Origin of the sequence: Amycolatopsis rifamycinica (genome assembly GCF_000695625.1) — a bacterium.
Taxonomy (GTDB): domain Bacteria; phylum Actinomycetota; class Actinomycetes; order Mycobacteriales; family Pseudonocardiaceae; genus Amycolatopsis; species Amycolatopsis rifamycinica.
The window spans coordinates 148746-175233 of sequence record NZ_JMQI01000043.1 but is presented as its reverse complement, the minus strand read 5'-3'; the positions used below and the strand labels follow the sequence as shown (position 1 = coordinate 175233).

The window sequence follows — 26488 nt, the reverse complement described above, 5'->3', positions numbered from 1 at the left end:
GCTGGGCGGCATGAGTGAGGCACTGGCGTCCTTCGGCTACGAGCTCGGGCTCCTGAAGCGCATCAGGAGATCGGGCTGGTGGCACGCGGGCGTCCGCGACCCGGAGTCGGTCGGCGAGCACAGCCTGCGCGCGGCCCAGCTCGCGGCGTTGCTCGCGGCCGAGGAGGGCGCTTCCCCGGAGCGGGCGGCGTTCCTCGCGCTGTGGCACGACACGCAGGAGACGCGCACGGGCGACCTGCCGCTGACGGCGAACGACTACCTGCGCAAGCCCCAGCCGCGGCAGATCACCGCCGACCAGACGGCCGCCCTGCCCGATCGGTCCCGGGAGCTGGTGCGGTCGGCGGTGGACGAGTACGAAACGCGGGAGACGCCGGAAGCGTGGTGCGCCAAGGACGCGGACAAGCTCGAGATGCTGCTGCAGGCGCTGGAGTACCGGGACATCGGCGTCCGGCCGGTCGGCGAGTGGATCGAGTCCGCGCGGAAGGGACTCAAGACGGAGACGGCGCGGAAGGTCGCCGAGGCGGCGATGACGCTGTCTCCGCTTTCGTGGCGGGGGCGCTAGCCGCTGACGGCCTTCGCGCGGTTCAGCAGCAGTTCCCTCTCGCGGGCGTTCTCCGTCATCTCCGCCGCCCGGCGGAACTCCCGTTCGGCTTCTTCGCGGCGGCCGAGCTTCTCCAACAGGTCGCCGCGGACGCTGGGTAGCAGGTGGTAGTCCTTCAACGCCGGGTCGTCGGCGACCGCGTCGACCACTTCCAGGCCCGCGGACGGCCCGTACGCCATCGCCACCGCGACGCCGCGGTTCAGCTCGATCACCGGGGACGGCTGGAGCTTGCCGAGGCCTTCGTAGAGCGCCGCGATCCGGGCCCAGTCCGTCTCCTCGGCCGTCCGCGCCCGCGCGTGGCAGGCCGCGATCGCCGCCTGGGCGGAGTACGGGCCGTACGCGCCTTCGGCGATGTGCTCGGACAACGACAGCGCCGCGAGGCCGTGCTGGATGAGGAAGCGGTCCCAGCGGGAGCGGTCCTGGTCCAGCAGCAGCACCGGTTCGCCGTTCGGGCCGGTGCGGGCCTTCGCGCGGGACGCCTGGAGCTCCATCAGCGCGACCAGGCCGTGGACCTCCGACTCGCCCGGCATCAGGCCGGCGAGCACGCGGCCGAGCCGCATCGCCTCTTCGCAGAGCGCCGGGCGCATCCAGTCGTCGCCGCGGGTGGCCGAGTACCCCTCGTTGAACACGAGGTAGAGGACTTCCAGCACCGACGACAGCCGGGCGACGCGCTCGTCGCCCTCCGGCACTTCGAAGGGCACCTTCGCGGCCGACAGGGCCTTCTTCGCGCGGACGATCCGCTGGGCGATCGTCGATTCGCGGACGAGGAAGGCGCGCGCGATCTCGTCGGTGGTCAGCCCGCCGACCATGCGCAGCGTCAACGCCACTCTGGCCTGCGTGTTCAGCACCGGGTGGCAGGCGACGAACAGCAGGCGCAGGACGTCGTCCTCGATGTGGTCGTCGAGGGCGGCGTCGAAGTCGGGCAGGACGCCTTCGCCGAGCTGCTGGTCGCGCCCGACTTCTTCGAGCTTCTCCGCGTACCGCTCGTTGCGGCGGAACTGGTCGACCGCGCGGCGCTTGGCGATCGTCATCAGCCACGCGCCGGGGTTGCGCGGGACGCCGGAGTTCGGCCACTGCTCCAGCGCCGCGACCAGCGCGTCCTGCGCCAGTTCTTCGGCGAGACCGACATCGCCGCGGGCCATCCGGGCCAGGCCCGCGATGAGCCGCGGTGACTCGATCCGCCAGACCGTTTCGACCGTTTTCCGGGCGTCCGCAACCGTCACCCGGCCATCAGACAGGGTGATCCGGCGCGGTGCAACCCACTACTCGCTGATCCGGCGGATCTCCAGCACACCCCCGTCCGGGCCGAGGCTCGGAACCTGCTTCATCAGCTCGACGATCTCTTCGAGGGACTCGCCCCGCAGCACCCAGAACCCCGCGATCAGCTCCTTGGTCTCCGCGAACGGGCCGTCGATGACCTTGGGCTCCGCGTCGCCTTCGAACAGGACGCGCGAGCCGTCCGCGCTGGAGGTGAGCCCCTCGGCGCGTTCGAACCTGCCCTCGGCGGCCAGCCGTTCGTTGAACTTCGTCATTTCGGCCAGCTCTTCGGCGCCGGGCTGGAAGCCGGGCGCCTCGGAAGCGGAGCTGGCCTTCACGATCACGAGGAACCGCATGGGTCAGGCCTGCCCGGCGGACTTGGCCCGCAGCTCGCCTTCCAGCGCCTCGACCTCGGGGGTCATGTTCTCGAAGTCGGACGCCTCGGCGACCCGCCGGATCTCGACCTCGCCGGCCTCGCCGCCGGGGTTGGGCATCCGCTTGATCCACTCGACGCACTCTTCGCGGTCACGGCACTGCAGGATCCAGAAGCCGCCGACGAGCTCCTTGGTCTCGGTGAACGGACCGTCGACGACCTTGGGCTCCTCGGTGCCGGAGAAGACCACCCGCGCGCCCTCCGAGCTCGGCGCGAGCCCCTCGCCGGCGAGCAGGACGCCGGCCTTGACCAGCTCTTCGTTGAACTTCGCCATCTCCTCGAGCAGCTCGGCGCTCGGGCCACGGCCCGCCTCGGCGTCTTCGTTGCTCTTGACGATCACCATGAACCGCATCGCGGTCTCCTCTCGGTCGGTCCTGCCTACACGTCGAACGGCCCCGCCCCGGATCGACAGCTCCGGCGAAAAACTTTTCGCGCGGGCAAAGTAGCAGCTCAGGGCCGGGTCGGGGCGGCAATTCGGACAAGGGAGAATCGTCAGCCGTGGCGGTACTCCCCGACGATCTCTCCTCCGCGCTCGACGACGAGCTGGCCCGGCACCCGGTGGCCCGGCTGACCCAGTCCGTCGACCGGCTCAGCGCGCGCTACCGCCAAGGTGACGCCGCGGCTTCACCGATCCTCAGCTCCGACGTCGACGTCGCCGCGTACGCGGGCTACCGGATGCCGGCGACCTACGCCGCCGTACACGCTGCGCTCGCCGAAGCCGCCTCACGCGCGCCCGGCTTCGAGCCGCGTACGCAAATCGACGTCGGCGGAGGCACCGGCGCCGCGGTCTGGGCCGCGGCGGGGGTGTGGCCGTCGCTGGCGAAGTGCACGGTCCTGGAGCAGGTCGCCGGGGCCATCGGCCTCGGCAAGCGGCTCGCCGCGGGCGCCGGGCTCCCCGCGGTCCGGGACGCGGAGTGGCGGCGCGGGCTCGTCGACCCGGCCGCGCCCGCACCGGAGGCGGACCTCGTCACGCTGTCCTACGTGCTCGGCGAGCTGCCGGACGCGACGCGCGCCGGCGTCGTGCGCTGGCTGGCGGCGAAGGCCGGCGCGGTCGCGCTGATCGAGCCCGGCACACCGGCCGGCTACGAGCGGATCCGCGCCGCGCGCGCCGAGCTGATCGACCTCGGCCTGCACGTCGTCGCGCCGTGCCCGCACGACGCCGCGTGCCCGATCGCGCCCGGCCAGGACTGGTGCCACTTCGCCGCGCGGCTCCCGCGCTCGGGGCTGCACCGGCGGCTCAAGGCCGGCACGCTCGGGTTCGAGGACGAGAAGTTCGCCTACGTCGTCGCGTCGCGGACCGCGCCGGAGCGGCCGGACGCGCGGATCATCCGGCACCCGAAGAAGCACAAGGGCTGGGTCGCGCTCGACCTGTGCACGGCGTCCGAAGGGTTGAAGCCCGCGGTCGCTGTCTCGAAGAAGCAGGGCCAGCGGTACCGCGCCGCCCGGGACGCCGAATGGGGCGACGGCTGGCCGGTGGACTGACCCCGCCGTGGCGGGGGCGGCCGGCTACGGCATGTGAACCGTGCGGAGGAACTCCAGCAGCCGCCACGGGCGGCGGCCGCCGACGCGCACCTTGCCGCTGAGCACCGCGCGCGGCGGCGAGATCCGGCCGAACATCATCGGCACCAGCACCGCCGGGTCGAAGGTCAGGCGGACGTCCGCCGTGCCGTCGGGTTCCGCCACCCGCAGGCCGCCGTTGTGCAGCACCATGACCACCGGTGCGGTGTACGCCGACCGGAACTCCACCGTGATCCGGCGGGGCGACGGCTTGGCGTAGTCGAGCAGCCGCCCGACGTCGTTGCGGACCATGCCGACGAAGAACAGCTCCAGGAACATCCCCTCGTGCGCCGGCTCGATCCGCCACGGCCTGCCGCCCGCGCGGGCGATGTCCTGGCCGTGGATGCTCAGCTCGTTGACGAGGTGGGCGAGCAGGCCCGCGACCGGGACGCGGCTGCCGCCCAGCCACCAGATCGGTTTCTCCGGGTCGTAGTCGCGGCTGATCGCCAGCACTTCCGCGATGTCCGCGCGCAGCCGTTCGGCCAGCCGGCGCGGGTCGCGCTCCGGGTAGGCCGTCATCGCGACGTCGTTCATCGCGCCGACCGTCTCGATGTTCGCGGAAGCCATCGGCTCTTCCAGCTCCGGCAGCGGCAGCGGACCGCCGTCGCCCTTGACCATGGCCGTGTAGACGAGCGCGATCCAGCCGACGTGCGCCGCCGTCTCGACGACCGACCAGTCGCCGACGGCCTTCGCGTGCGGATCCGGCGCGTTCTCGACCTCGTCCGCGAACCGGCCGCCGACCTCCGAGAAGGCCGCGCGGACCGCCTGCCACTGCGAAAGTTCGATCGTCATGGGGTTTTACGGTAAGGCGCGATCCGGCGTCCCGAGTCTCCGAAGGTGCGATTATCTTCGCCGCATGGCCCGGTTCCTGCCCCGGTCGACCCGGTGGCGGGTCGCCCTCTTCGCCGCCCTCGCGTCGGCGCTCGTGCTCGGCCTCGGGTCGTACTGGTTCGTGCGATCGCTGCGAAGCGGCCTGGAGCTCGCCGCCGTCCGGGTCGCCAACGAAAAGGCCGCCGCCGTGGCGGGTCTGCTCGAAGCCGGGGTTTCGCCCGCCGAGGTGGCCGGGCAGCTCGACTACGGCGGTTACCAGATCAGCCTCGGCAAGGGGCGGGACAGCGGCTGCCCGGAACACCTGGACCGGGGTGGGACGGTCGTGGGGAAGGCACGGGTCCTGGGTCCGGGCTGTGTGGTGGGGATGCCGTTCCCCGTCGAAGGCGGCGTCGAATCGGTCACCGGGACCAAGGGCGGGAAGTACTTCGTCAGGGCGGAAACCGCGCTCGACCCGGTCGGCCTCGAGACCGTGGCCAACGCCGAGCGCGTCCTGTGGGGCGCGGTGCCCGCGGCCGCGCTGCTCATCGGCGCCGTCGCCTGGTTCGCCGTGCGGCGGTCGCTGCGCGCGGTCGGTGCCATCCGCGCGGAGGTCGACGGGATCCGCGCGCGGGACCTCGGCCGCCGCGTGCCGGTGCCCGACTCCGGTGACGAGATCACCGAGCTCGCCGTCACGATGAACGAAATGCTGGCCCGGCTCGACCGGTCGGTGCAGCGGCAGAGCCAGTTCACCGCGGACGCGTCGCACGAGCTGCGGACGCCGCTGGCCTCGATGCGCACCCAGCTCGAAGTCCAGCTCGCCCACCCCGACCGGCTCGACTGGCGCCGCAGCTTCGAAAACGCCGTGCTGGACGTGTCGCGGCTGGAGACGCTCGCCGGGGACCTGCTGCTGCTCAGCAAGCTGGACGCCGGCCGGCCGGCCCGGATCACCCGTGTCGCGCTGGCGGACCTCGTCCGCGAGCACGTCGCCGCGCGGCTCCCGCGTGACGGCGTCGACGTGCGCACGGAAATCCACGCCCACCCGGTGGTCCAGGGCCACGCGGGACGGCTGGAGCGCGTGCTGCGCAACCTCGCCGACAACGCCGAGCGGCACGCGAAGAACCGCGTGACGATCACGCTCGCCGAAACCGGCGGCCAGGCCGTGCTGACCGTCCGGGACGACGGCCCCGGCATCCCCCCTGACCAGCGCGAGCGCGTCTTCGACCGGTTCGTCCGGCTCGACGACGACCGCGCGCGCGAGGACGACGGCGGCTCGGGGCTCGGGCTGGCGATCGCCGCGGACATCGCCCGGACGCACGGCGGCACGCTGCGCGTCGCCGACAGCACGTCCGGTGCGTGCCTGGAGCTGCGCGTGCCGCTTGCCTGAAGACTTCTTCAGCTCGCTTAAGCTCCGGTTCAGCGTGGCCGCACGAGCATGCCGCCATGCTGATCGACTTCGCGCCGGCTCCGGCGCGCACGCGCGAAACCCGCGCGGTCCCCTACGTCGTCGCCGCGGTGGCCTTCGCGGGGTACGCCGCCTGGTCGCTGCAGCGGCTGCGCACGTTCGACGCGAGCGGCTTCGACCTGGGGATCTTCGAACAGGCCGTGCGGTCCTACGCGCACGGGCGCCTGCCGGTGTCGGACCTGCTCGGCGCGGGCTTCCCGACGCTCGGCGACCACTTCCACCCGATCCTGGCGCTGCTGGCGCCGGTCTACCTGCTGTGGCCGTCGCCGGGGTGCCTGCTGGTCGCCCAGGCCCTGCTGTTCGCGCTGTCCGCGGTGCCGGTGACGCGGTGCGCGATCCAGCTCCTCGGCGACCGGCGTGGCGCGCTCGCCGGCGCCGGGTACGTGCTGTCGTGGGGCCTGCTGTCCGCGGTGAACTTCGACTTCCACGAAGTCTGCTTCGCCGTCCCGATGCTGGCGTTCACCGCCGAACACCTGCTGCGCGGCCGGTGGCGGCCCGCGGTGTGGTGCGCGCTGCCGCTGGTGCTGGTCAAGGAGGACCTGCCGCTGACGCTCGCCGCCGTCGGCGTGGTCCTGGTGCTCAACCGGCAGCGGCGGCTCGGCTGGACGGTGATCGTCTTCGGTGTCGTCACGTCGGTGCTGCTGTTCGTGGTCGTCCTGCCCGCGCTGAACCCGGGAGGCGCCTACGCGCACGGCAGCGGCCTCAACCCGTTCGGCGGGGCGATCGTCAAGGTCTCGATGGTGCTGGCCCTGCTGGCGCCGACGGCGTTCGCGGCCCTGCGGTCGCCACTGCTCCTGCCGGCGGTGCCGACGCTGCTGTGGCGGCTGGTCTCGGCGAACGACCGCTACTGGGGCATGGGCTACCACTACAGCGCGGTGCTGATGCCGATCGTGTTCATCGCCGGCGTGCACGGCGCCCGCCGGTTCGGCGGGTTCAAGCGGTACCTGCCGGTGTGCGCGGTGATCGCCGGGCTGGCTTCGCTGGGCCTGCAGGCCGCGCACCTGACCAGCGGCGTCTGGACGCCGGCGCAGCGGGCCGGGATCGACGCGGTACTGGCCCGGATCCCCGACGGGGCGACGGTGCTGGCGTCGAACCGGCTGGCCCCGCGGCTGACGTCCCGCTGCACGGTGCTCTTCTTCGACGGCGGGACGGGCCGGCGGCCGGAGTGGGTGGTCGTCGCCCGGCCGGAACAGTCCTGGCCGACGACGCTCGCGACGAAGGCGGCGGCGCTGGCGAACCTGGAGGACACGGGGTACCGGCGCGTCGACGGGACGGACTCCGTCGTGCTGCTCCACCGTGAGTAGGGAACTCGCAGCGGTAACCGGCCAGTCGGGGGGCGTGCCGGCCGGTTACCGCCGCACCGAGGAAGAGGGAACCCCCGCCCCAGGCATGACGCGCGGCTCCGCGCTTCACTCGATCGAGTGACGCCGGGCCCGGGCGCGAGCCCGTCAGCTGCGGCCGAAGCAGACGAACGGCATCAGCGGTTCCGCCCGGGCCGCGTCCGCCAGGGCCCGCGCCGGGGGCGTGCCCACCGACAGCGCCCGGTGGAACGCCAGCATCACGCCGCCCGCGGTGCGGTCGTCCACGCGGGCCACGCTGGAAACCACCGTGCGGCTGCCGCCGTAGAGCAGCGCCGCCGTGAAGCCCAGGACCTCGTCGCCCGCCCGGACCACCGCCTGGCCGACGTCGCACGAAGACAGCACCACCTGCTCCGGGGCCGTCGCCAGCTGCTGGACGTCGTAGGCCATCAACGGCCCGTCGGCCAAGTTGAGGCGGGAAAACAGCACGTTCTCCCGCTCGTGGTGGCCGTGCGCGGCGAAGTGGGCCAGGCGGCAGCCGTCGAACGCCTTGAGCGTGGCCGCGACCGTGGCGTCCGGGCCGGTCAAGACCTCGGCGTCCGGGTACAGCGGCGCCAAGCGGGCGACCTCCGCCTCCGCGTGGGTCAGGTCCGAGCCCGCGACCAGCAGCGGCGCCCCGGTCGCCCGGCCGGACCGGCGGCCCGCGTCGAACCAGGCCGACGACGACGGCGTGACCGTCACCGGGCGGCCGTGCAGCGTCGGCAGCAGCCCCCACGGGATCGCCGACAACGCGCCGGTCGGCACGACGACGACGTCGAGGTCGCCGAGCCGGGACGCCAGCGGCGCCAGCAGGATCGCGTCCAGCGCGGTGACCTGCGTCCGCACCGACCGGCGGATGACCTGGTCCAGCCGGGGCGGCAGCTGGCGCCCGCACAACGCGTCGAGGTCGCTGTGCAGCCGCGCGACCGGCTCCGCCACCGCCGTCGCCGGGCCGAGCTCGACCAGCGCCACCCGGTGGTGCGCGATCACCTGGGCGCACAACGCGCCGCGGTCGGCCAGGAAGCAGACCATCGCGCTGCCGGTCTCCGCGAGCTCGTCGCCGACCTCGCGCAGCTTCGCCTCGGCGTGGCTGTTGTCCACCCCCTCGGCCTGCCAGCCCTTGGCGCGGATCTCCCGTTCCAGCGCGGCACACCGCTTCACGGCCTGGGTGTCCGGCTTCCCGGCCAGCTCGCCCGCGCGGATCTGCATCGAGAGGAACCGCAGCTCGGTGACGGCGTCGGCGGTCTCCGGGTGGGACGGCGGGCGCACCGGCCGGAACCGGAACGCCTGGGCGCGCGAGCGGTCGAGCCAGCGGAACACCACCCCCGGCGAACGCTGGGCGAGCGCCGCCGAGAGCCCCGCGTCGGCGAGTTCCTTGCCCAGTGACGTCGTCCCGGTCTGCAGGTCGACGCTGCCGAACCGGCCGCGGTGCCGCTGCAGCTGGGTCAGCCCGGCCCGCGCGTTCGCGAACGTGACGCGCCGGTGGCCGCTCGCGGCCCCGAGTTCGGCCAGCGCGAGCCGCCGGACCAGGCGGTTCTCCAGCGGCGCGGTCCGGCGGTCGCGCGGGGCGATCCCCGCGCGGGCGCCGTCGAGGTCGCCGAGCGCGATCCGGGCCCGCGCGGCCAGCAGGGCCGCGATTTCCGCGTCGTTGCGCAGGCCCAGTGCGGTCAGCCGGCCGGCCAGCGCGGTCGCCTCCGCGCCGATGCGGGCGATCCGCCGCCCGGCCGCGAAGTCCGCGCGCAGCACGGTCAGCCGCGCCACCGCCGCCCAGGTTTCGTTGCCCCGACGGCGAAAGCGGCGTTCGGCCCGGCCGGCCCAGCTCCGCGCCGCCGCCGGATCGCCGCTCGCCAGCGCGGCCAGCGCCCTGGTCAGCTCGGCCTCGGCGTGTTCCTGGTTCATCCGCAGCCGCGGGAACTGCTCGAGCGCCGCGTCCAGCTCGGCCGCGGCTTCGTGCGGCAGCCCGGCGGCCAGCAGCGCCCGCGCCTTGTCGACGGCCAGCACCGGCAGCATCCCGACGCTCTGCTCGGCGTAGAACCCGCTGGCCGCGTCGAAGTCGCGCAGGGCACCGGGGATGTCGCCGGTGAGCACCCGCGCCTGGCCGCGGCCGTGCGCGGCCTTGGCGAAGATCCGGGCCAAGCCGTCTTCTCCGGGGTGGCTCGCCCCGATCTGCTCGCACTGGTCGAGGTCGGCGAGCGCGAGCCGGACCCGCCCGGCGTACTGGTGCAGCATCGCGCGGTTGAGCAGCGTCCTGGCGAGCACGACGAACTCGCCGGCCTGCCGCAGCAGCGGAATCGCCTCGTCGAAGCAGACCAGGGCTTCGTCCATCCGGCCGATGAGGATGAGCACGAGACCGCGTTGCTGCCGCAGGATCCCGCGCCCGGCGTCCGACACGAGCGCGTCGGCCTCGTCGAGCAGGGCGAGCCCGCGGGCGCTGTTGCCGAGCGCGGTTTCGACAGCGGCGTACGTGCCGAGCACCCGCGTCGCGAGGTCGGGCCAGGCGGGCCACCCGGCCGGCGGTTCCGCGGCGGGCAGGCCGAGCAGCCGCGCGGCGGCGCGGATCAGGCGTCCCCCGACCACCGGCTGGCCGTTGTTCGTCGCCGCGACCGCCCGCCGGTGCAGCTCGCGGACCCGGTCTTCGACCCTCGGCGACGCGACCACGGGCTGCCCTTTCGGCCGGGGAAGGACGCCCCGGATCGTACCTCCGCGTCGGAGGTATCAGGCAGTTCTCGAAAACCCGCAAGTCCCCGCCCAACACACGTGATGCCCCGCCAGTCACGAGTGATGCCCCGCCAGTCACACGTGATGCCCGCCCAGGCACGCGAACCGACCGGTCCGGTACGCGAGCCGACCGGTCCGGTACGCGGGACTCGCGTGCCTCGGGAGGCATCACCTGTGATTGGCGGGGCACCTCGCGTGACCCGGGAGGCATCTCGCGTGATCAGGCGGGCATCTCGCGTGGCGGGTCAGAGTTCGATCGCCGGCGTGCTCACCGTCCTCGACCGGCCCGCCGTGCGCACCAGGACCTGCACCATCCCGTGGGAGACCCCGCTGACGGCGAACCGGCCCTCCGCGTCCGACGTCGTCGTCAGCGGGCCGGAGCTCGTGCGGACCTCGATCGGGTGCTCGGCCGGGGGTGTCAACCAGCCGTCCAAGCGGATCGTGCCGCCCGGCTCCGGGCTCACGTTGACCATGATCGTCAGGCTTTCGCTGTCGAACGTGATGAGCCTGCCCTGCTCGGCGGCACTGCGCGCGTCCGCGAGCCGCTCCTGCTCGCGGATGCGCATCACCTCGAGGTCGACGTCCTCCAGCTGGATCGCGAACCGGATCTGGTCCACCAGCGTGGCGGGCATCGGGTCGGCGTCTTCCCACAGCTCGCGCACGCCGGCCAGCAACCGGAGGTCGAGCTCGTCCAAGGGCTCGTTCGCGCCGGGTGGTTCGACGGTGGTCACAGCCAATCTCCTTCGCCGTTGGCGAGTAGCTGCTCGCGCAGGCGCGCGAGGCAGCGTCCCCTGGTCGGGCCGATACTCCCCCTCGGCATGCCCAGCCGGGCGCCGACTTCGGCGTAGTCCGGCCGGTGCACGAACGCCACGATCCGCAGCAGGCTGCGGCAGCGTTCGGGCAGGTTGTCCACCGCGCGCCACAACCGCACGCGCTGGTCCTCGCGCAGCACCCCCTCCTCGGGTGCCGGCGAAGCTTCGGCCAGCCGCTCCGGAAGCTCCGGCAGCGGCCGCTCGACCTGGCGCTTTTCCCCCGTGCGCCAGGCCTCCCGCTTGGTGACGGTGATCAGCCAGCCGGTCAGCGCGACCGGCGAGCGGATCTCCGCGAACGAGCCGAGCAGCCGCAGCCACGTCGTCTGCACGACGTCGGCCGCTTGGTCGGCGTCGAGTCCCTGGTCGCGCGCGACCTGCCAGAGCAACGGCGTGAGCAGGGAAACCAGCTCGTCCAGCGCCGCGCGGTCGCCCTCCCGCGCGGCTTCGAACAGGGTCGCCACGCGGGCGTGGTCGGTCTTGGCCACGTTCACAGCGAGCCCAGCGCGGTCCAGGCGCGCTTGACGACGGTCTCGCGGTCGACCGTCGCGAGGTCGCCGGACTGCAGCAGGGCCTTGCCGAGTTCGGCGGCGGCGAGCGGCGCCGCGAACGACGTCCCGTCCCAGACCGCGAAGCCGGCGCTGTAGTCGTCGGGGTCGAAGGAGCTGCGGCCGAAGCCGGGCACTTCGTGGTCGGCGGCCGCGGTGCCGCGCACGTCGGTCGGGTAGGTGCTGACGACGCCGGCGCCGGTCGCCCAGGCGCGCACCCACGGGCCTTCGTTGGAGAACAGCGCCTTGCTCCCGGCGAGGTCGGGGTTGAGCGCGCCGACGCTGATCACCTGCGGGCCGCTGCCACCGCCGAGCGGCTGGTCGGCGAAGGCGGCCGGGTAGAACCGGCGCGTGGAGGCGTCGTTGCCCGCCGCGGCGACGACGAGCACGCCGAGACCCAGCAGCTCGGCGATGGCCGCGCCGAACTGGCCGGTGTAGGCGATGTCCGCCGGGTTTTCCTCGTAGTAGCCCAGTGACAGCGAGACGATGTCGACCATGTCCTCCGGCCGGTTGTCCGCCTGCGCGGCCCGGACGCGGTCGGCCAGCAGGTGCAGCGCGAGCAGCACGTCGGCTTCGTACGCGACACCGTCGCTGTGCACCACGCGGATGGCGAGGGTGTCGGCCTCCGGGCAGGCCTGCCGGACGACGCCGGCGATGAACAGGCCGTGCCCGGTGTCGGTGTCGACGTCGCCGATCAGCGGCTGGCGGGTCGTCGGCGCGTCCCAGTAGTCGTGCAGCAGCTGCGTGGGCACGCTGCCGGAGGCGAGCTCGGCCTGCAGGATCGCCGCCTGGATGTCCGGTGCGACGGCGAGCCCGGAGCCGGACGGCGGCGGTCCGCCGCGGTCGGCCAGTCCGAACCACGGGTGCGGGCCGATGCCGGTGTCCAGCACGGCGATCACCGGCCGCCGATGCGCCGGCTTCTCGCTGCGGTACGGCGGCGCCGCGGCCAGGGTCACCGGGATCCGGTTGGCGCCGCGGGTGCGCCCGTAGGAACTGCCCGCGCCGAACCCGCTGGTCTCCCACGGCGTGCCGCCGAGTCCGCTGGTCTCCCACGGCACCCCGCCGAACACCGGCGCGCTGAACAGCAGGTGCTCCGGCGCGATCGTGGCGGCGACCCGGGGGTCGAGCTGCGGCCGCTCACCCAAGCCTGCGGACCGCAGCAGCTGGAGTGCTTTCCAGCAGTCGACGACGGCCGGATCGGCGCCTTCGCGGACGTGCAGCAGGACGCGGACGGGCAGGTCGTCGAGCTGCCGGGCGCGGGCCGTCTCCTTCGTGTCGCCGCCGGCCGGGGTGGCCTGCAGGCCGATGCGGGCCAGGACGTCGTTGATCGTGAGCAGCGTCTGCTGCTCACGGACGTACCGCTGCGGGACGAGGAACACGCCCGGCCGGTACACGGTCGTGCGCGGGGCCGGCTGCCCGGCCGCGACGACGGCCGTGGCCGGGTCGAGCACGCGGGCGCCGTGCCGGTCCAGCAACTGCCTTGGCGGGGCCGGGAGCTCGTTGAGCGTGCCCGCGTCCTCCACCGCTGCTTCCGCGGTCTCGTCCCGCACGAACCTGACGACCATCGGGTCCACCCTCCTGCTGCCTCTGCCCCCGCCACTGATCACCAACGGCACCCGGGAAAGACCCGTGGGCCGCTCCCGGGATACGACACCGGCATCACGAATCCGTAACGGCGACGGCAAACGGGTGACGACGTATCTGGCGCGCCCGGCTCACCCACTTGGCCCTCCGGAAGTCACGGATCCAGCGGGGAGATCACCATGGTTGTGCTCCGGTCGAGCACGCACGAAGCCGCCTTCACGCCGGAACCGGCGACCGGGGGCGGCTGCTTCACGGTGCCGCTCGACCTGCCGCCCGGTCCCGGCGGCAGCGCCCCCGCGCTCGCGCTGCGGTACTCGACCGGCGCGCCCAACGGCCCGTTCGGCGGCGGGTTCACCCTTCCGCTGCCCCACGTCGGGCCGGCCGGCGACCACCCGGCGCCCGAAGAGGCGGGCCGGCTCGCCCGGCGCGGCGACGGCTACCTGATCACCACCCGATCGGGGCTCCGGCACTTCCTCGGCCCCGGCGACGGCACCACCTGGTACCTCGACCGGACCGAAGACCCGTTCGGCACCACCACGACGTTCGGCTGGGCGCACCACAGCGGCCAGGCCTACCTCACCCGCGTCTCCTACGGCCCGTACGAAGTGGAGTTCGGCTACGAGCCGCGGCCGGACGTGCTGCGCCGGGGCCGCGGCGGCACCCTCGTCACGACGGCCCTGCGGTGCACGCGGATCGACCTGCGGGTGCCCGCCTCGGCGCGGCCGCTCGTGCGCCGCTGGGCCCTCGGTTACGACGTCGACGACGTCACCGGCGCGTCCCTGCTGACGTCGGTGGCGCTCACCGGGTTCGACACGCAGGGCACCGAGACCGCCGCTCCGGTGCTGCGCCTGGCCTACGCCGCACTGGACACCCCGGCCCCGCGGCGGGTCCGGGTGGCCGCGCGGGCGCGGTCCGGCGGCGGGGTGTCCGTGCTCGACGCCGTGCCGTACCACGTCTTCGACGACCTGCCCCGCACCGCACGGCTGTGCGAGATCGACAACGGGATGGGGCTGCGGACCGCGATCGACTACGCGACCGTCGAGTCGGTGCCGGTGGTCCGGCGGGTCTCGCTGCGCGAATCCGTCACCGGCCACGTGGGCGTGACGGAGTTCGAGTACCACGACAGCCGGCCGCCCGGGTTCGGCCGGGTGGTCCAGGACGACGTCGGCGACGAGTACGCGCCCACCCTGCGGACCGTGCGCTGGTTCGGCGGCGAAGGGCTGCTGGACAAGGAGGAGGTCTACGGCCTCGACGGCTCGACGGCGGCGGACCGGCCGTACCGCCGCGTCGAGCACCTCCGCCGTCCACAGTGGACGCGCACGGTGGCGACGGAGTTCGAACGCCGGGAGACGCCGGTTTCGGTCACCACTAAGGAAACGGCGTACGACGCGGACGGCAACCCGTCCCGCGAGGTGGAGACGACCGAACGGCCCGGCCGTGCGCCGGTCGTCCGCGAGACCCGGACGACCTACGCGGCCGACCCCGAACACCGGTTCGCCGCCCTCCCGGCCCGGGTCCGCGCGGTCGACGGCACCGGGAAGGTCCTGTCCGACACGATCTTCCGGTACGACGAAGAGCCCGACGGCTCGGCCGGTTCGCACGGCCTCCTCACCGCGCGGGAGGAGCTGGTGCTCACCGACGCGCTCGTCGCCGACGTCTACGGCTCGCGCCCGCCGGACCTGCGGCACCACGGCTACCACCGCCGTCCCGGCGAAGACGGCTGGTGGGCCACCACGTTCCACGGGCGGCTCGGCACCGTCGCCGGGCTGCGCACCACGACGACCGATCCGCTCGGCCACACCCGCGAGGTCCGGTATTCGGCCGACCACTGCTTCCCCGAGGTGGTCACCGATCCGGTGGGCAACGTGACGATCACGCGCCACGACGTCCGCACCGCGCAGGTGTGCGAGCTGACCGATCCGGCGGGCGCGGTGACCACGCTGACCCACGACCCGCTGGGCCGCCCCGAAACCGTCGTGCGGCCGGGCGACTCGGCGGAGCTGCCGACCGTCCGGTACCGCTACGACGGCCCCCGCGTCACCACCGAGCAGCGGGCGGTGTCCGGCGAGGCGGAGGTGCTCGTGACCGCCGAGCTGCGCGACGGCGCCGGGCGGCTGCTGGAGCGGCGGCACGCGGAACTGCTCGGCGACGTCGTCGACGAGCACCACGAGTACTGCGCGCGGGGCCTGGTGTGCCGGACGAGCCGGGCGTTCCGGGACGGCGATCCGCCGCCCCCGCCGGTCGAGTTCTCCTACGACGCACTGGGCCGGCCACTGGAGATCCGCGAAGACCACGTCGAGGCGGCCGGCGTGCCCGATCTGCTCGGCCGCGAACTGCGCGGCGCGGACGGCGTCGTGCACGTCCGGGACGCGGCCGGGAACGTCGTCGAGTCGCGGACCGCGGGCGGGCACACGGTGTTCCGGGTCCGCGACGCGGCCGGCCGGGTGGTCGCGGTGCTGGTCGACGACCCGCGCGGCACGCCGGTCACCACGTTCACCCACCACGACCGCGGGCTCGGGGTGCCGCACGGCGCGGGGCCGCACAGCTGCGGGCGGCTGGTGCGCGTCACCGACGAATGCGGCGTGACCCAGTTCGGCTACGACGCGCTCGGCCGGACGGCCGAAAAGCGCTGGCGCCCGGCGCACGTCGCCGTCGAGTACCGGCTCGACGTGACGTACCGGGCCGACGGGCGGGTGTCGGCGGTGAGCCACCCCGACGCCGGCGACGGACGGCTGACCGTGCAGCACCAGTACGACGAGGTCGGCCGGCTGGTGTGCGTGCCGGGCTTCGTCGACGCCGTCGGCTACGACCTGAGCGGCCGTCGCACGGCGGTGCACTACGCGAACGGCGTCAGTGAGCACTGGGCCGGCGGGCGGCACGTGCTCACCGGCCCGGGCGGGCTGGTGCGGGAAATCGAGCCCGGGCCGACGCCGGCGCTCCCCGGGCCGGGCAGCGAAATCCGCGACGCGTTCGGCCGGCTGCGCGGGGTACACGGCGACGACGGCGTCAACGCGCTGTACAGCTACGACCACACCGGCCGCCGCGTCCGCACGCTGATCACCAGCGGCGCGCACATCCACGAAGTCCTGAGCCCGGACGACCGGTACGTCATCGAAGACGGCGAACTGGTGGTCGTGGTGGCGGGCGCGGTGCGCCGCTACGCGGACGGCCGCACCCGCTACCTGCACTTCGACGACACCGGCGAAATCGCCCTGATCACCGACGAGCACGGCGCCGTCAGTCGATGACGGCGAGGTCCAGCCGGTCGAGGCGGCCGGGGTCGGCGAGGATGTCGATCTCGACGATCCGGCCACCCGCGACGGTGAAGCCCAGCACCGAGAACGGCCGGCCGTCGCGCGTCGCGACCACGCCCGCCGCGCCGTTGACCAGGGCCCGGTGCACGACACCGCCACCGGCGTTGAGGCGGGAGAACGTCAGCGCCTGGTTCGCGACGGCCGCCGCGCCGCGGACCTCGGTCGAGCCGCCCTGCGCCGCACCGCGGTCGGCGCGCAGCACGACCTCGGGGTCCAGGACCGAGACGAGTGCGTCGAAGTCACCACCGCGCGCGGCGGCCAGGAAGGCGTCGACGACCCGGCGCTGGCGGGCGAGGTCCGGGTCCGGCGCGACCGGCGCACCCTGGACCCGCCGCCGGGCGCGGCTGGCCAGCTGCCGGGTCGCCGCCTCGGACCGGCCGACGACCGAGGCGATCTCCTCGAACGGCATCGCGAACATGTCCCGCAGCACGAACGCCAGCCGTTCGGCCGGGGTGAGCGTGTCGAGCACGACCAGCAGCGCGAGGCCGACGGAGTCCGCCATCAGCGCCTCGTGCTCGGGGCCGTCGTCCTCCCGGCTGACGATCGGATCGGGCACCAGCACGTCCCACGGCTCCTCGCGCCGGGCCTTCCGGGACCGCAGCATGTCGAGGCAGACCCGCCCGACGACGGTGGTCAGCCACCCGGCCAGGTTCCCGACGGCCGCGGTGTCGGCCCGGCTGAGCTTCAGCCACGCTTCCTGGACGGCGTCCTCGGCCTCGGCCAGCGAACCCAGCATCCGGTAGGCGACGGACCGGAGGTGGTCGCGGTGGGTCTCGAAGCTGCGGGCCAGGAGCTCGTCGTTCACGGGGTCCGTCCTTTCGCGAGGCGATCACCACCTTGACGGATGTGGCCGTGCGTTCGTGACAGAGCAGAGGTGAAGGTCAGCGGCGCCGGGAACAACACCCCGGGCACCACTTCGGTCCCGGTGACGCCGACCGCGGGCGCCAGGACGATCCGCCTCGGCATCGACCGCGCCGGGGCTGCCGCGGTCGATGCGGGGACTTCCGTGTCCAGCATGCAGACATCCTTACCCTGCGGGTTGAGCAGCGAAAACGCGCCGCGGGAACGCCACCCGACCGGGACGCGGCGCGGGCCACGCAACCTATTGGTCCAGACAACTGTTATCGAAAAGTGATCGAAGTGCCGGTCATCGGGAGCTACTTTGTTGCGACTAGCAACAAATACCTCGTGGATCCCCAACGGCGGAGGTGTCACGGCGTGAACCGGACCTTGGACAAGCTTCGACGACGCGGCCCGGGGCTCGCGCTCGTCGCCTCGGCAGTGCTGGTGGCGGCCGGGCTGAGTGCCCCGGCCGCGCTGGCCGCGGACGACTACACCCAGAGCGCCAGCCAGCCGAGCTCCACACAGGTGCAGCTCAGCTTCACCCCGACGACCCCGGCGCTGTACGTGGACGTCCACTACACCGGCGTGCCGGGCTTGGGCCAGCAGAACCTCCGGATGACCAACGGCGGCGGCACCTGGCGCACCACCGTCAACGGCCTGAGCAGCGGGAACGTCCTCGACTACTGGTTCACCTACGAGAAGAACGGGCCGCAGTACGACACCCCGCACTTCAGCTACACCGTCGGCGGCGGCAGCTCGGCGGTCGCCGCGCCGACGTTCAGCCCGCCCGGCGGCACGTACTCGTCGGCTCAGACGGTGACCATCAGCAGCGCCACCGCGGGCGCGACCATCCGGTACACCGTGGACGGTTCGGCGCCCACCTCCTCCTCGCCGGTCTACAGTGGACCGATCAGCGTGCCGACGTCCCGCACGGTCAACGCGATCGCCACCAAATCGGGCTCGGCGGACTCGGCGGTGTCGAGCGCGAGCTACACGATCGGCACCCAGGCGGGCTGCCCGACGCAGTCCGACACCCCGAACTTCGGGCCGAACGTGCGGATCTTCGACCCGGGCATGTCCGCCGCGACCATCCAGGCGCAGCTGGACACGGACTTCAACAACCAGAAGGACACGCTCACCGCGCAGTTCGCCGAGCGCCGCGTCGCCCACCTCTTCAAGCCGGGCACCTACAACGGCGTGCACGACAACGTCGGCTTCTACACCTCGGTGGCCGGCCTCGGCCAGAACCCCGGGGACGTCCTGATCAACGGGGACGTCACCGTGGACGCCTTCAACGCCTCCGACAACGGCGTCGCGCTGCAGAACTTCTGGCGCTCGGCGGAGAACTTGGCGGTCAACCCCTCCGGCGGCCAGGAACGCTGGGCGGTCGCGCAGGCCGCGCCGTTCCGCCGGATGGACGTCCGCGGCGGGCTGCAGCTGTACCCGGCGAGCTACGGCTTCGCCAGCGGCGGCTACATCGCCGACACCAAGGTGGCCGGCCAGGCCGCGTCGGTTTCGCAGCAGCAGTGGTACACCCGCGACTCGGCGCTGGGCAGCTGGAACGGCGGCGTGTGGAACATGGTCTTCTCCGGCACCAGCGGCGCGCCGGCGACCACGTTCCCGAACCCGCCGGAGACCACCCTCGCCACGACCCCGGTCTCCCGGGACGTGCCGTACCTCTACGTCGACGGCACCGGCAAGTACCGCGTGTTCCTGCCGTCCCTGCGCACGAACGCGTCCGGCCCGAGCTGGGCGAACGGCAGCACCCCCGGTTCCTCGCTGCCGATGAGCCAGTTCTACGTCGTCAAATCCGGTGACACGGCCGCGTCGATCAACAACGCGCTCGCCGCGGGCTGCAACCTGTTCTTCACGCCGGGCATCTACCACCTGAACCAGACGCTCAACGTGACCCGCGCCAACACGACCATCCTCGGCATCGGCTACCCGACGCTGGTGCCCGACAACGGCGTCAACGCGATGCAGGTGTCCGATGTGGACGGCGTCCGGCTCAAGGGCCTGCTCTTCGACGCCGGCACGACGAACTCGCAGGCGCTGCTCACGGTCGGCCAGTCCGGGTCCACCGCGAGCCACGCGGCCAACCCGACGACGATCCAGGACGTCTTCTTCCGGATCGGCGGCCAGATCGCGGGCAAGGCGACCAACAGCCTGATCGTCAACAGCGCCAACACGATCATCGACCACATCTGGGCCTGGCGGGCCGACCACGGCAACGCGGGCACCTACGGCTGGACGACCAACACGGCCGACACCGGGCTCGTCGTCAACGGGGCGAACGTGCTGGCCACCGGCCTGTTCGTCGAGCACTACCAGAAGTACCAGGTGATCTGGAACGGCCAGGGCGGCCGGACGATCTTCTTCCAGAACGAGATGCCCTACGACGTGCCGAACCAGGCGTCGTGGAACGCGCCGTCGGGCGTCGCCGGGTATGCCGCGTACAAGGTCGGGGCGAACGTGACGACCCATGAGGCCTGGGGCCTCGGGAGTTACTGCTTCTTCGACACGAACCCGGCGGTGTCCAGCTACCACGCGTTCGAGGTGCCGAACACCAGCGGCGTGCGGTTCCACAGCCTGCTGACGGTGTCGCTCAACTACCGCGGCACGATCACGCACGTCATCAACGACACCGGCGGCGTCACGCCTTCGGGCACGGTGCCGGTCAACGTGGTCAGCTACCCCTGACCGCAGCTTTCACGTGAAAGTGACCCGGAGTGCGCGCTCCGGGTCACTTTCACGTGAAAGTGCCGGCCGCCGTTCTTCAGGCGAGGTGCCAGACCGCGGTGGCTCCGTCGAGCACGTCGGCGTCGAGGCCGAAGTAGCCGCGTTCGGGCTTGGTGTCGGTGCGCTTGCGGCCGACCGGGAGGTCGGCGGTCAGCTTCCAGGTCTTCGTGTCGCGTTGCAGGTGGCCTTCGTAGGTGTCCGGGTCCGGTTCGCCGAGGCCGAGGGCTTCGCTGTGGCCGAGGCTGCCGGCGACGAAGGCGTACCGGTCGCCGAGCAGGGCCGCGACGATCGCGCCCGCGCCGGCCCCCGAGCGTTGCAGGTGGCTGTTGTGCGCGAACACCAGCGTCGGGCCGCGGCGGGCCTCGATGGCGCGGATGTCCAGCAGGTTCTCGGCCATGAGCACCGCGCGCGTGCTCGCGAGGCGCGAGATCCTCGTGTCCCGTTCGCCGGGCCGGGCCGACGCCGCGTGGTAGCGGAGCAGGCCGCGCCCGGCGGTGGCGTGGACCTCGGCCCGCCACCAAGCAGCGTCCAGCCGCGGCGTTCGGGCGTGGAGGGCGACGATCAGGTCGTCGGCGATGACCCGCAGCTCGCGGGCCTCGGGTGACGCGCCGGGTGACTCGGCCGGGTCGAGGATCGCTTCGGCGCGGCTCCACCGTTCGTCGTCGCCGGCCAGGGCCGCGATGTCGACGTCGAGCCCGAGGTAGTCGCGGGCGTGTTCGAGGTAGGTGCGCGGGCTGGGCGCGCTGAACATCTCGGCCGGGGTGTCGAAGCCGTGGCAGGCCAGCGGTTCCTCGGCGCCCTCGTTGTACTCGCGCAGCCACGCGAGCAGCCGCCGGTTGGCGTCCACCTCGCCCAAACCGTGCGAGAAGCCACCGTCGAGTGCGGCGACGCGGTCGGTCTCCAGGGCGATCGACCGGAAGCCGTGCTCGGCGAGCTGGGCGAAGAGGTCGTTGCGGAGCCGCGCGCACGCCGGCTCGAAGTGGGTCGGCTCGCCCAGCGCGAGCAGTTCGGCGGTGAAGTCGGTCAGGTTCATGTGGTTGAATCGTATCCTTGAAGACTCGGTTGAAACCCGTGGATCTCGCCCGGGAGCACGGCATCTCCACGCAGGCGGTGCGCAACTACGAGCGCGAAGGCTTCCTCCCGCCGGCCGCGCGCACCGGGAACGGCTACCGCGTCTACACCGAGGTGCACGCGGCGGCCCTGCGTGCGTTCCTCGCGCTCGTCCCGGCGTACGGACACGCGACGGCCGGCGGGATCATGCACGCCGTCCACGACGACGACCTCGGCCGGGCACTGACTTTCGTCGACCGCGGTCACGAGCAGCTGCTCCGGGACCGCGAAACCCTCAACGCCGTCCGGAACGCGATCGGGCACCTGACGACCGGGGCGGCGCCCGGGACGGCCGCGAGCGGCTGGTCGATCGGCGAGCTGGCCCACCGCCTCGGCGTCACCGCGGCGACCGTCCGGGCGTGGGAACGCGCGGGCATCCTGGTGCCTCCGCGGAACCGCGCGACCGGCTACCGGGTCTTCGGCGCGGCGGACATCCGCGACGCCGAGCTGGCCCACCTGCTCCGGCGCGGCGGCTACCCCCTGGCCCACATCGCGACGGTGGTCGAGCAGGTCCGCACCGCGGGCGGCACCGAGTCACTGGCGCAGGCGCTCGAGATTTGGCAACAGCGGCTCACCGGCCGCGGCCTGGCGATGCTCGACGCGGCCGCGCGGCTCAGCGCTTATCTGGCGTCACGGCCGTGAGCCCGGGTGCAGCCGGTCGTACTCGTGCGCGGCCGAGCGCTGGGTGCGCACCGGCAGCAGCTTCTCCTCCTCTTCGTCGTCGACTTCGTTGAGCCCGAGCTGCACGGCCAGCCGGATCTGCTCGCGGTTCTCGCGGACCACCGTGGAGAAGAAGTCGTCGATCCGCGGGTCGAGGAGGACTTCGAGCAGCACGCGGAACGAGGTGTCGACGCAGGCGCGCACGATCTCGTCGTGGAACGGCAGCCGCCTGAGTTTCCCCAGCTGCGGGTCCGCGGCGATCTTCTCGGCGATGATCGAGCGCAGCTCGTCCTTGTGCGCTCCGAGCGACTTGGCCAGGTTCTCCGGGTAGTTGCCGGTTTCCAGCACCTTGACGACCTCGTCGAGCACCGCGACGGTGATCGGCTTCTTGATCGCCTTCACGATCGGTTCGGACAGCTTGTCCACGAGCCGGTAGGTGAACTGCTCCCCGACGGCCCGGTCCGCGGCCCGCCCGATCCGCACGAGCAGCAGCACGACGCTGACGAACTTGTGCGCGGCCATGGCGGGGTGGGCGACCGGGATCATCGCGAACAGCTCGTACCAGTTGCGCACCAGGAACTTCCGGGACCACCGCCGCTTGCGCCACCGCCACAGGAACTCGAGGAGGAAGATCCCGCAGATGCCGCAGTCGACGGCGAAGACGACGAGCCCGGCCTCCCGCGCCGGCGGACTGAGCACCATGAACCCCAGCAACCCCACCGACCCGGCGGCGAGCACGAGCATGACCCAGTCGTCGGCGCGCACATTCCCGGGCAGGACCCCGCTGTTGAGCTCGGGTTCACTGGTGACCATGCCCGATGATGGCACGGATGCCGCGGCCCAGCCGGTCCGGCACACGTCCGGTTGTTGTCCGGTTTTCGTCGCGTTCCGGCCCCGCCGGATAGGGCATCGTGGACAGTGGCGGTCACGGCGAGGAGGAGCATGGAGCGCACACCGCACCGCCGGTCCGCTCCGGCTCCGGGGAAAGCGGCGGCTGGCAGCTCAGGAAGCGGGCTGCCAGCCCACGCCGTAGGAGCGCGCGGGCCGCAGGTCGCGGAAACCGGTGCGCACCTCGCCCGCGTTGTCGAGGAACAACGGCTTGCGCGCGGGCAGCGGGTCCTGGGCGTCCTTGGAGAACTCACCGTCGATGCGCCAGACACGCTGCGGTGGCTTCCGCCGGTCGAACCGGACGTTGAGGTCAAAACTCTCGCACGGGAACTCCGGCGTGCAGCAGTAGAACGGCGACGGCAGCTCGTCCAGCCGGATGCGGAAGAAGAACTCGTGCTCGTCCCCGGCGTCCAGCGGCTGCGGCGGCCGCAGGCTGAACGCGACCCGCGACGAGCTGACCATCCGCACCGAATGCACCTCACCGCCCGCCACCACGTCGATCCCGAGCCCCGAAAGGTCCGGCTGGCCGGTGGTCCGGGCCGGCCCGGCCAGAGAGATCGCGTGCTCGACGTCGGCCAGCCCGGCGACGTGGCTGACCACCCGGCGGGTCTCGAACACCTCGGCCTGGGCCACCCCCGTCAGGGTCAGCCGGACCGCCAGCGCCGAGGTGTGCCAAGGGCCGTCACTGGCGGCCGCGGCCCCCGCGTACGGCCACGGCGCGCCGAACGCGGCCTCGGCGATCAGGTAGATGACGTCATCGGCGCGACGCTGCATCGTGCGCACGTTCCGGTCCGCGCCCGTACCCAGCCGTTCCAGACGCTGGGTGTAGCGCTCGTTCGCGCCGGTGCCGAAACCGAGGACGATCCGCGCCGTCCCCCGGTGCGATTCGGGCAGCTTTTCGATCAGCCGGCGCAGCGTTTCGACAACCTTGCCGCGAACCGTTCCCGGGCTGTCCTCTTCCTGGACACCACACACTTCGCGCAACTGTTCGCCGACGAGCGAAGGCAAGGTCTTCGCTTGGATGCCGAGCCCCTTGCGAAGCAGTTTCAGCTCTGCTGAGAGAGCCTTGATCTTCGCTTCGGCCGCCTCCTGAGCCAAGCCGTCACCTCCGTCTTGGGCGTTGTGCGGGAAGTCTACTCGGTCGGTGACTTGCCCACCGTTTCCCCGGTGTTTCCGGATCGGGAAACAGCGCAGGCTCAAGCGGTGTCCGCGATTCCTGCCGAGAGGCAACGGGAAACACCTGCCGTCCGGGGAAATGCCGGGTCAAGCTTACGTCGTCGAAATCCTTCGGCAACCAAGGAAGTCGCCGCGGCGGAAACCACGGCGACGACGATCCGGGAAAGGGGAACGCGATGCACACGCACTTCGTCATCGTGCTCGGCCAGCTGATCCCGCTGCTGGGCTGACCGGGTAACTGCCGGCGGGCCCGGGCCGCCGGCGGACCTTCCCCCCGTTCGCCTATTACAGGATGATCGAACCATGCCGGACTTTGGAGCGGAATTGAAACGTCGACGGATGTCGGTCGGCATGTCACTGACCGGGCTCGCCGCGTCCGTCCATTTCACCAAGGGCTACCTCAGCAAGGTGGAGAACGGCAAGGCCCGCGTGAACCGGGAGCTCGCCAAGGCGTGCGACCAGGCGCTGGGGGCCGGCGGGGAACTGCTCGCCCTCGTCGCCGAATCGGCGTTCCCCGCGCGCCGCAGCGCCGGCGGCATCGTCGGGCTGCCGGACGGCGGCCGGTACTTCGTCGGCCGCGAAACCGAACTCGAAACGCTGTCCGCGCTGCTGCTCGGCCCGGACGACGCCCGGGTCGGCGTGGTGCACGGGATGGCCGGAGCCGGCAAGACGGCACTGGCCGTCGCCGCCGCCCGGCGGGTCGCGGACACCTTCCCGGACGGCTGCCTCTTCTTCGACCTCCGCGGCCACACGCCCGGGGCCGTCGAGCTTTCGCCCGGCGAAGCCCTGCACCGGCTGCTGCGGCTGCTGGACGTCCCGGCCGATCAGCTCCCCGCCGACGAAGACGGCCTGGCCAACCTGGTCCGCGACCAGCTGCGCGGGCGGCGGATGATCCTCGTGCTCGACAACGTCCGCTCCGCCGAACAGATCCGGGCCATCACCGACGGCGAGACGTCGTCGCGGATCCTGGTGACCAGCCGCGGGCGGCTGCCCGCGCTCGACGACGCCTGGCACTTCCCGGTCGGGGTGCTGCCGCCGGCCGACGCCGTGCGGCTGCTGCGGTCCGTCGCCGGCGACCACGCACCGGACGAGGACGAGGTGGCGACCGAGATCGTCCGGCACTGCGGGCGGCTGCCGCTCGCGGTGCGGATCGTGGCCGCCCGGTTCGTCGCGGGCGGCTGGACGGCGGCGAAGCTGCGCGACCGGCTGGCCGACGAAACGACCCGGCTCGGCGCGCTGGAGGACGGCGAGCGCAGCGTCGCGAGCGCGTTCGCCGTCTCGTACGAAGCGCTGCCCGGCGACCAGCGGCGCTTGCTGGGGCTGCTGGCCCTGCACCCCGCGGCCGCCGCCGAGACCGGCTCCGTCGAAGCGCTCGCCGGGCTCGACGCGGGCGAAGCGGACAGGCTGGTCGACCGGCTGCACGACGCGCACCTGGTCGTCCGCGACGAACGCGGGTACGTCGAGCTCCACGACTTGATGCGCACCTTCGCGGCGAGGCACGCGTTGCCCCAGGTCGAGCCGGAAGACCGCGACATCGCCGTGCGCCGGCTGGTCGAGCACCTGGTCGCGATCACGGTGGCGGCCGACGAACTCGTCGAGCCCCACCGCTTCCGCCCACCCACCGGCTTGCCGGCCCCGGCCGCCGCGCCGTTCTCGGACGCCGACGGCGCCCTCGCCTGGCTGGGCGCGCAGTGGCCGGTGCTCGCCGACATCGTCGATTCCGCGGCCCGGCACGGGCTGTACGACCGCTGCTGGCAGCTGGCGTTCGTGCTCCGCGCGTTCTTCTTCCGCGAGAAGCTGTTCGAGCCTTGGATCCGGACGCACGAGCGCGCGCTGGAAGCGGCGCGCGCGGCGGCCGACCCGGGTGCGACGGGCATGATCCTCAACAACCTGGGCATGGCCCACATCGAGGCGGGCGACGCCGGCACGGCGGTCCGCTGCCACCAGCAGGCCCAGGAGCAGTTCGCGCTGGCCGGCGACGACCGCGGCTCGATCGACGCGCTGTCCAGCCTGGCGTGGGCCCGCCTGTACCGCGGCGAAGCCGAGCCCGCCCTGGCCGATCTGCGGACGGTCCTGGCCGTCTACCGCCGGACCGGCCGCACCCGCAACGTGGTGATCGCGCTGCGCGGGATCGCGCTGGCGGCGGTGGCGCTGGGCCGGTTCCCCGAGGCGCTGGCCGCCGCGGAGGAGGCGAGCGGGCTCGCGCAGCTGCCGGTCGACCGGGCGATGTCGGCCAGCTGCGAGGCGTGGGTGCACTTCCGCGCGGGCCGCTGGGAGGACGCTTCGCGCGGTTACCGCCGGGCCGCGGAGGTGGCCGACGACGCGGGCAGCGAGTACGAGCGAGCGAGGGCGTTGACCGGCTTGGGAAACGCGTCGGCCGCCCGTGGCAACCGGCCGGAGGCGGAGCGCTGGTGGGCGGAGGCGGACGCGTACCGGGTGACGTTGAACCCGGCCGTGCTCGGCGAGGCGGAATACCGGAGCCGGCCGGCCTTCGCGGAGTGACCGCCCACCGGAAGGACACCTATTGGCCGCCGGGTTTCCCGCCAGAACCGTTTTCAGGCAACAGGAAACGCCTTGTCGCCGCCGCTTACGGGGCGCACCATCGAAACAGACCGGATTTCGCGGACACCGCGAAATACATC

The 26488-nt window shown here is 72.8% G+C and carries 21 protein-coding genes; 8 read left to right on the top strand and 13 right to left on the bottom strand.

The annotated features are described in order from the left end of the window. Positions 1 to 10 precede the first annotated feature (10 nt). On the top strand, positions 11 to 562 hold the full coding sequence (locus DV20_RS20490) for an HD domain-containing protein (protein ID WP_043782589.1): 552 nt from the start codon (positions 11 to 13) through the stop codon (positions 560 to 562). Here DV20_RS20490 and DV20_RS20485 read toward each other — a convergent pair. Genes DV20_RS20485 through DV20_RS20475 form a run of 3 tightly spaced genes read right to left on the bottom strand, consistent with a single transcriptional unit; the run spans position 559 to position 2643 of the window. After that, complete coding sequence (locus DV20_RS20485; RefSeq protein WP_043782587.1) at positions 559 to 1824, bottom strand: RNA polymerase sigma factor; 1266 nt, start codon at positions 1822 to 1824, stop codon at positions 559 to 561. The genes DV20_RS20490 and DV20_RS20485 overlap by 4 nt on opposite strands. 39 nt (positions 1825 to 1863) lie before the next feature. Continuing rightward, entirely contained in the window at positions 1864 to 2214 is a 351-nt protein-coding gene (locus DV20_RS20480; protein ID WP_043782584.1) for a YciI family protein, read from the bottom strand. Between the two features lie 3 nt (positions 2215 to 2217). Continuing rightward, positions 2218 to 2643, bottom strand: coding sequence for a YciI family protein (locus tag DV20_RS20475; RefSeq protein WP_043782582.1), 426 nt, complete (start codon positions 2641 to 2643; stop codon positions 2218 to 2220). A 146-nt stretch (positions 2644 to 2789) separates the two neighbouring features. Between DV20_RS20475 and DV20_RS20470 the strand changes: the two genes are divergently transcribed. Then, a complete protein-coding gene (locus DV20_RS20470; RefSeq protein WP_043782581.1) occupies positions 2790 to 3773 on the top strand; it encodes a small ribosomal subunit Rsm22 family protein in 984 nt (327 codons plus the stop codon). A gap of 24 nt (positions 3774 to 3797) precedes the next feature. Here the strand turns inward: DV20_RS20470 and DV20_RS20465 are convergent, their stop codons facing one another. Then, positions 3798 to 4640, bottom strand: coding sequence for a maleylpyruvate isomerase N-terminal domain-containing protein (locus DV20_RS20465; RefSeq protein WP_043782577.1), 843 nt, complete (start codon positions 4638 to 4640; stop codon positions 3798 to 3800). A gap of 64 nt (positions 4641 to 4704) precedes the next feature. Between DV20_RS20465 and DV20_RS20460 the strand changes: the two genes are divergently transcribed. Together DV20_RS20460 and DV20_RS20455 are read left to right on the top strand one after the other, a co-directional pair. After that, positions 4705 to 6042, top strand: coding sequence for a sensor histidine kinase (locus DV20_RS20460; protein ID WP_043782575.1), 1338 nt, complete (start codon positions 4705 to 4707; stop codon positions 6040 to 6042). Positions 6043 to 6098: 56 nt separating this feature from the next. Further along, a complete protein-coding gene (locus DV20_RS20455; protein ID WP_043782574.1) occupies positions 6099 to 7424 on the top strand; it encodes a DUF2079 domain-containing protein in 1326 nt (441 codons plus the stop codon). Between the two features lie 144 nt (positions 7425 to 7568). Here the strand turns inward: DV20_RS20455 and DV20_RS20450 are convergent, their stop codons facing one another. The 4 genes from DV20_RS20450 to DV20_RS20435 form a co-directional block, all read right to left on the bottom strand. Beyond that, complete coding sequence (locus DV20_RS20450; RefSeq protein WP_043782571.1) at positions 7569 to 10115, bottom strand: CHAT domain-containing protein; 2547 nt, start codon at positions 10113 to 10115, stop codon at positions 7569 to 7571. Positions 10116 to 10420: 305 nt separating this feature from the next. After that, entirely contained in the window at positions 10421 to 10906 is a 486-nt protein-coding gene (locus DV20_RS20445; protein WP_043782570.1) for a hypothetical protein, read from the bottom strand. Further along, positions 10903 to 11478 carry an RNA polymerase sigma factor gene (locus tag DV20_RS20440; RefSeq protein WP_043782569.1) on the bottom strand — a complete coding sequence of 192 codons (576 nt, stop codon included), beginning with the start codon at positions 11476 to 11478 and terminating at the stop codon, positions 10903 to 10905. Before DV20_RS20440 ends, DV20_RS20445 begins: the two co-directional genes overlap by 4 nt. Further along, on the bottom strand, positions 11475 to 13097 hold the full coding sequence (locus DV20_RS20435) for a S8 family serine peptidase (RefSeq protein ID WP_043782568.1): 1623 nt from the start codon (positions 13095 to 13097) through the stop codon (positions 11475 to 11477). The genes DV20_RS20440 and DV20_RS20435 overlap by 4 nt, the downstream gene beginning before the upstream one ends. 198 nt (positions 13098 to 13295) lie before the next feature. On the opposite strand from DV20_RS20435, the gene DV20_RS20430 reads away from it, so the two are divergent. Continuing rightward, complete coding sequence (locus DV20_RS20430; RefSeq protein WP_043782567.1) at positions 13296 to 16364, top strand: RHS repeat domain-containing protein; 3069 nt, start codon at positions 13296 to 13298, stop codon at positions 16362 to 16364. Here DV20_RS20430 and sigJ read toward each other — a convergent pair. Together sigJ and DV20_RS45575 are read right to left on the bottom strand one after the other, a co-directional pair. Next, complete coding sequence (sigJ, locus tag DV20_RS20425) at positions 16354 to 17235, bottom strand: RNA polymerase sigma factor SigJ (RefSeq protein ID WP_043782566.1); 882 nt, start codon at positions 17233 to 17235, stop codon at positions 16354 to 16356. The two genes, DV20_RS20430 and sigJ, sit on opposite strands and share 11 nt — an antisense overlap. Then, entirely contained in the window at positions 17232 to 17447 is a 216-nt protein-coding gene (locus DV20_RS45575; protein WP_160169745.1) for a hypothetical protein, read from the bottom strand. The genes sigJ and DV20_RS45575 overlap by 4 nt, the downstream gene beginning before the upstream one ends. Before the next feature lie 201 nt (positions 17448 to 17648). On the opposite strand from DV20_RS45575, the gene DV20_RS20420 reads away from it, so the two are divergent. After that, the gene (locus DV20_RS20420; protein WP_051736063.1) at positions 17649 to 19973 is read left to right on the top strand and encodes a chitobiase/beta-hexosaminidase C-terminal domain-containing protein; all 2325 of its coding nucleotides are present in this window, start codon (positions 17649 to 17651) and stop codon (positions 19971 to 19973) included. Between the two features lie 76 nt (positions 19974 to 20049). Here DV20_RS20420 and DV20_RS20415 read toward each other — a convergent pair whose 3' ends face one another. After that, positions 20050 to 21045: an erythromycin esterase family protein gene (locus DV20_RS20415; protein ID WP_043782562.1), complete on the bottom strand. Its 996-nt coding sequence runs from the start codon at positions 21043 to 21045 to the stop codon at positions 20050 to 20052. Positions 21046 to 21074: 29 nt separating this feature from the next. Here DV20_RS20415 and DV20_RS20410 point away from each other — a divergent pair, with 29 nt between their 5' ends. Continuing rightward, positions 21075 to 21764 (top strand): TioE family transcriptional regulator, encoded by a 690-nt coding sequence (locus DV20_RS20410; protein ID WP_200876469.1) that lies wholly within the window; start codon positions 21075 to 21077, stop codon positions 21762 to 21764. Here the strand turns inward: DV20_RS20410 and DV20_RS20405 are convergent. Beyond that, positions 21753 to 22595, bottom strand: a complete 843-nt coding sequence (locus DV20_RS20405; protein WP_043782557.1) for a hypothetical protein — start codon at positions 22593 to 22595, stop codon at positions 21753 to 21755. The two genes, DV20_RS20410 and DV20_RS20405, sit on opposite strands and share 12 nt — an antisense overlap. A gap of 189 nt (positions 22596 to 22784) precedes the next feature. Next, a complete protein-coding gene (locus tag DV20_RS43140) occupies positions 22785 to 23870 on the bottom strand; it encodes a hypothetical protein (RefSeq protein WP_152603740.1) in 1086 nt (361 codons plus the stop codon). Between the two features lie 279 nt (positions 23871 to 24149). Here DV20_RS43140 and DV20_RS20395 point away from each other — a divergent pair, with 279 nt between their 5' ends. Beyond that, positions 24150 to 26348: a helix-turn-helix domain-containing protein gene (locus DV20_RS20395; RefSeq protein WP_043782555.1), complete on the top strand. Its 2199-nt coding sequence runs from the start codon at positions 24150 to 24152 to the stop codon at positions 26346 to 26348. The last annotated feature ends 140 nt before the right edge of the window (positions 26349 to 26488 follow it).

Coding starts and splice junctions, on each gene's coding strand:
- DV20_RS20480 (WP_043782584.1), bottom strand. CDS start 2,214: ATGCGGTTCCTCGTGATCGTGAAGGCCAGCTCCGCTTCCGAGGCGCCC.
- DV20_RS20465 (WP_043782577.1), bottom strand. CDS start 4,640: ATGACGATCGAACTTTCGCAGTGGCAGGCGGTCCGCGCGGCCTTCTCG.
- DV20_RS20435 (WP_043782568.1), bottom strand. CDS start 13,097: ATGGTCGTCAGGTTCGTGCGGGACGAGACCGCGGAAGCAGCGGTGGAG.
- DV20_RS45575 (WP_160169745.1), bottom strand. CDS start 17,447: ATGCTGGACACGGAAGTCCCCGCATCGACCGCGGCAGCCCCGGCGCGG.
- DV20_RS20430 (WP_043782567.1), top strand. CDS start 13,296: ATGGTTGTGCTCCGGTCGAGCACGCACGAAGCCGCCTTCACGCCGGAA.
- DV20_RS20490 (WP_043782589.1), top strand. CDS start 11: ATGAGTGAGGCACTGGCGTCCTTCGGCTACGAGCTCGGGCTCCTGAAG.
- DV20_RS20395 (WP_043782555.1), top strand. CDS start 24,150: ATGCCGGACTTTGGAGCGGAATTGAAACGTCGACGGATGTCGGTCGGC.
- DV20_RS20415 (WP_043782562.1), bottom strand. CDS start 21,045: ATGAACCTGACCGACTTCACCGCCGAACTGCTCGCGCTGGGCGAGCCG.
- DV20_RS20475 (WP_043782582.1), bottom strand. CDS start 2,643: ATGCGGTTCATGGTGATCGTCAAGAGCAACGAAGACGCCGAGGCGGGC.
- DV20_RS20460 (WP_043782575.1), top strand. CDS start 4,705: ATGGCCCGGTTCCTGCCCCGGTCGACCCGGTGGCGGGTCGCCCTCTTC.
- DV20_RS20405 (WP_043782557.1), bottom strand. CDS start 22,595: ATGGTCACCAGTGAACCCGAGCTCAACAGCGGGGTCCTGCCCGGGAAT.
- DV20_RS20455 (WP_043782574.1), top strand. CDS start 6,099: ATGCTGATCGACTTCGCGCCGGCTCCGGCGCGCACGCGCGAAACCCGC.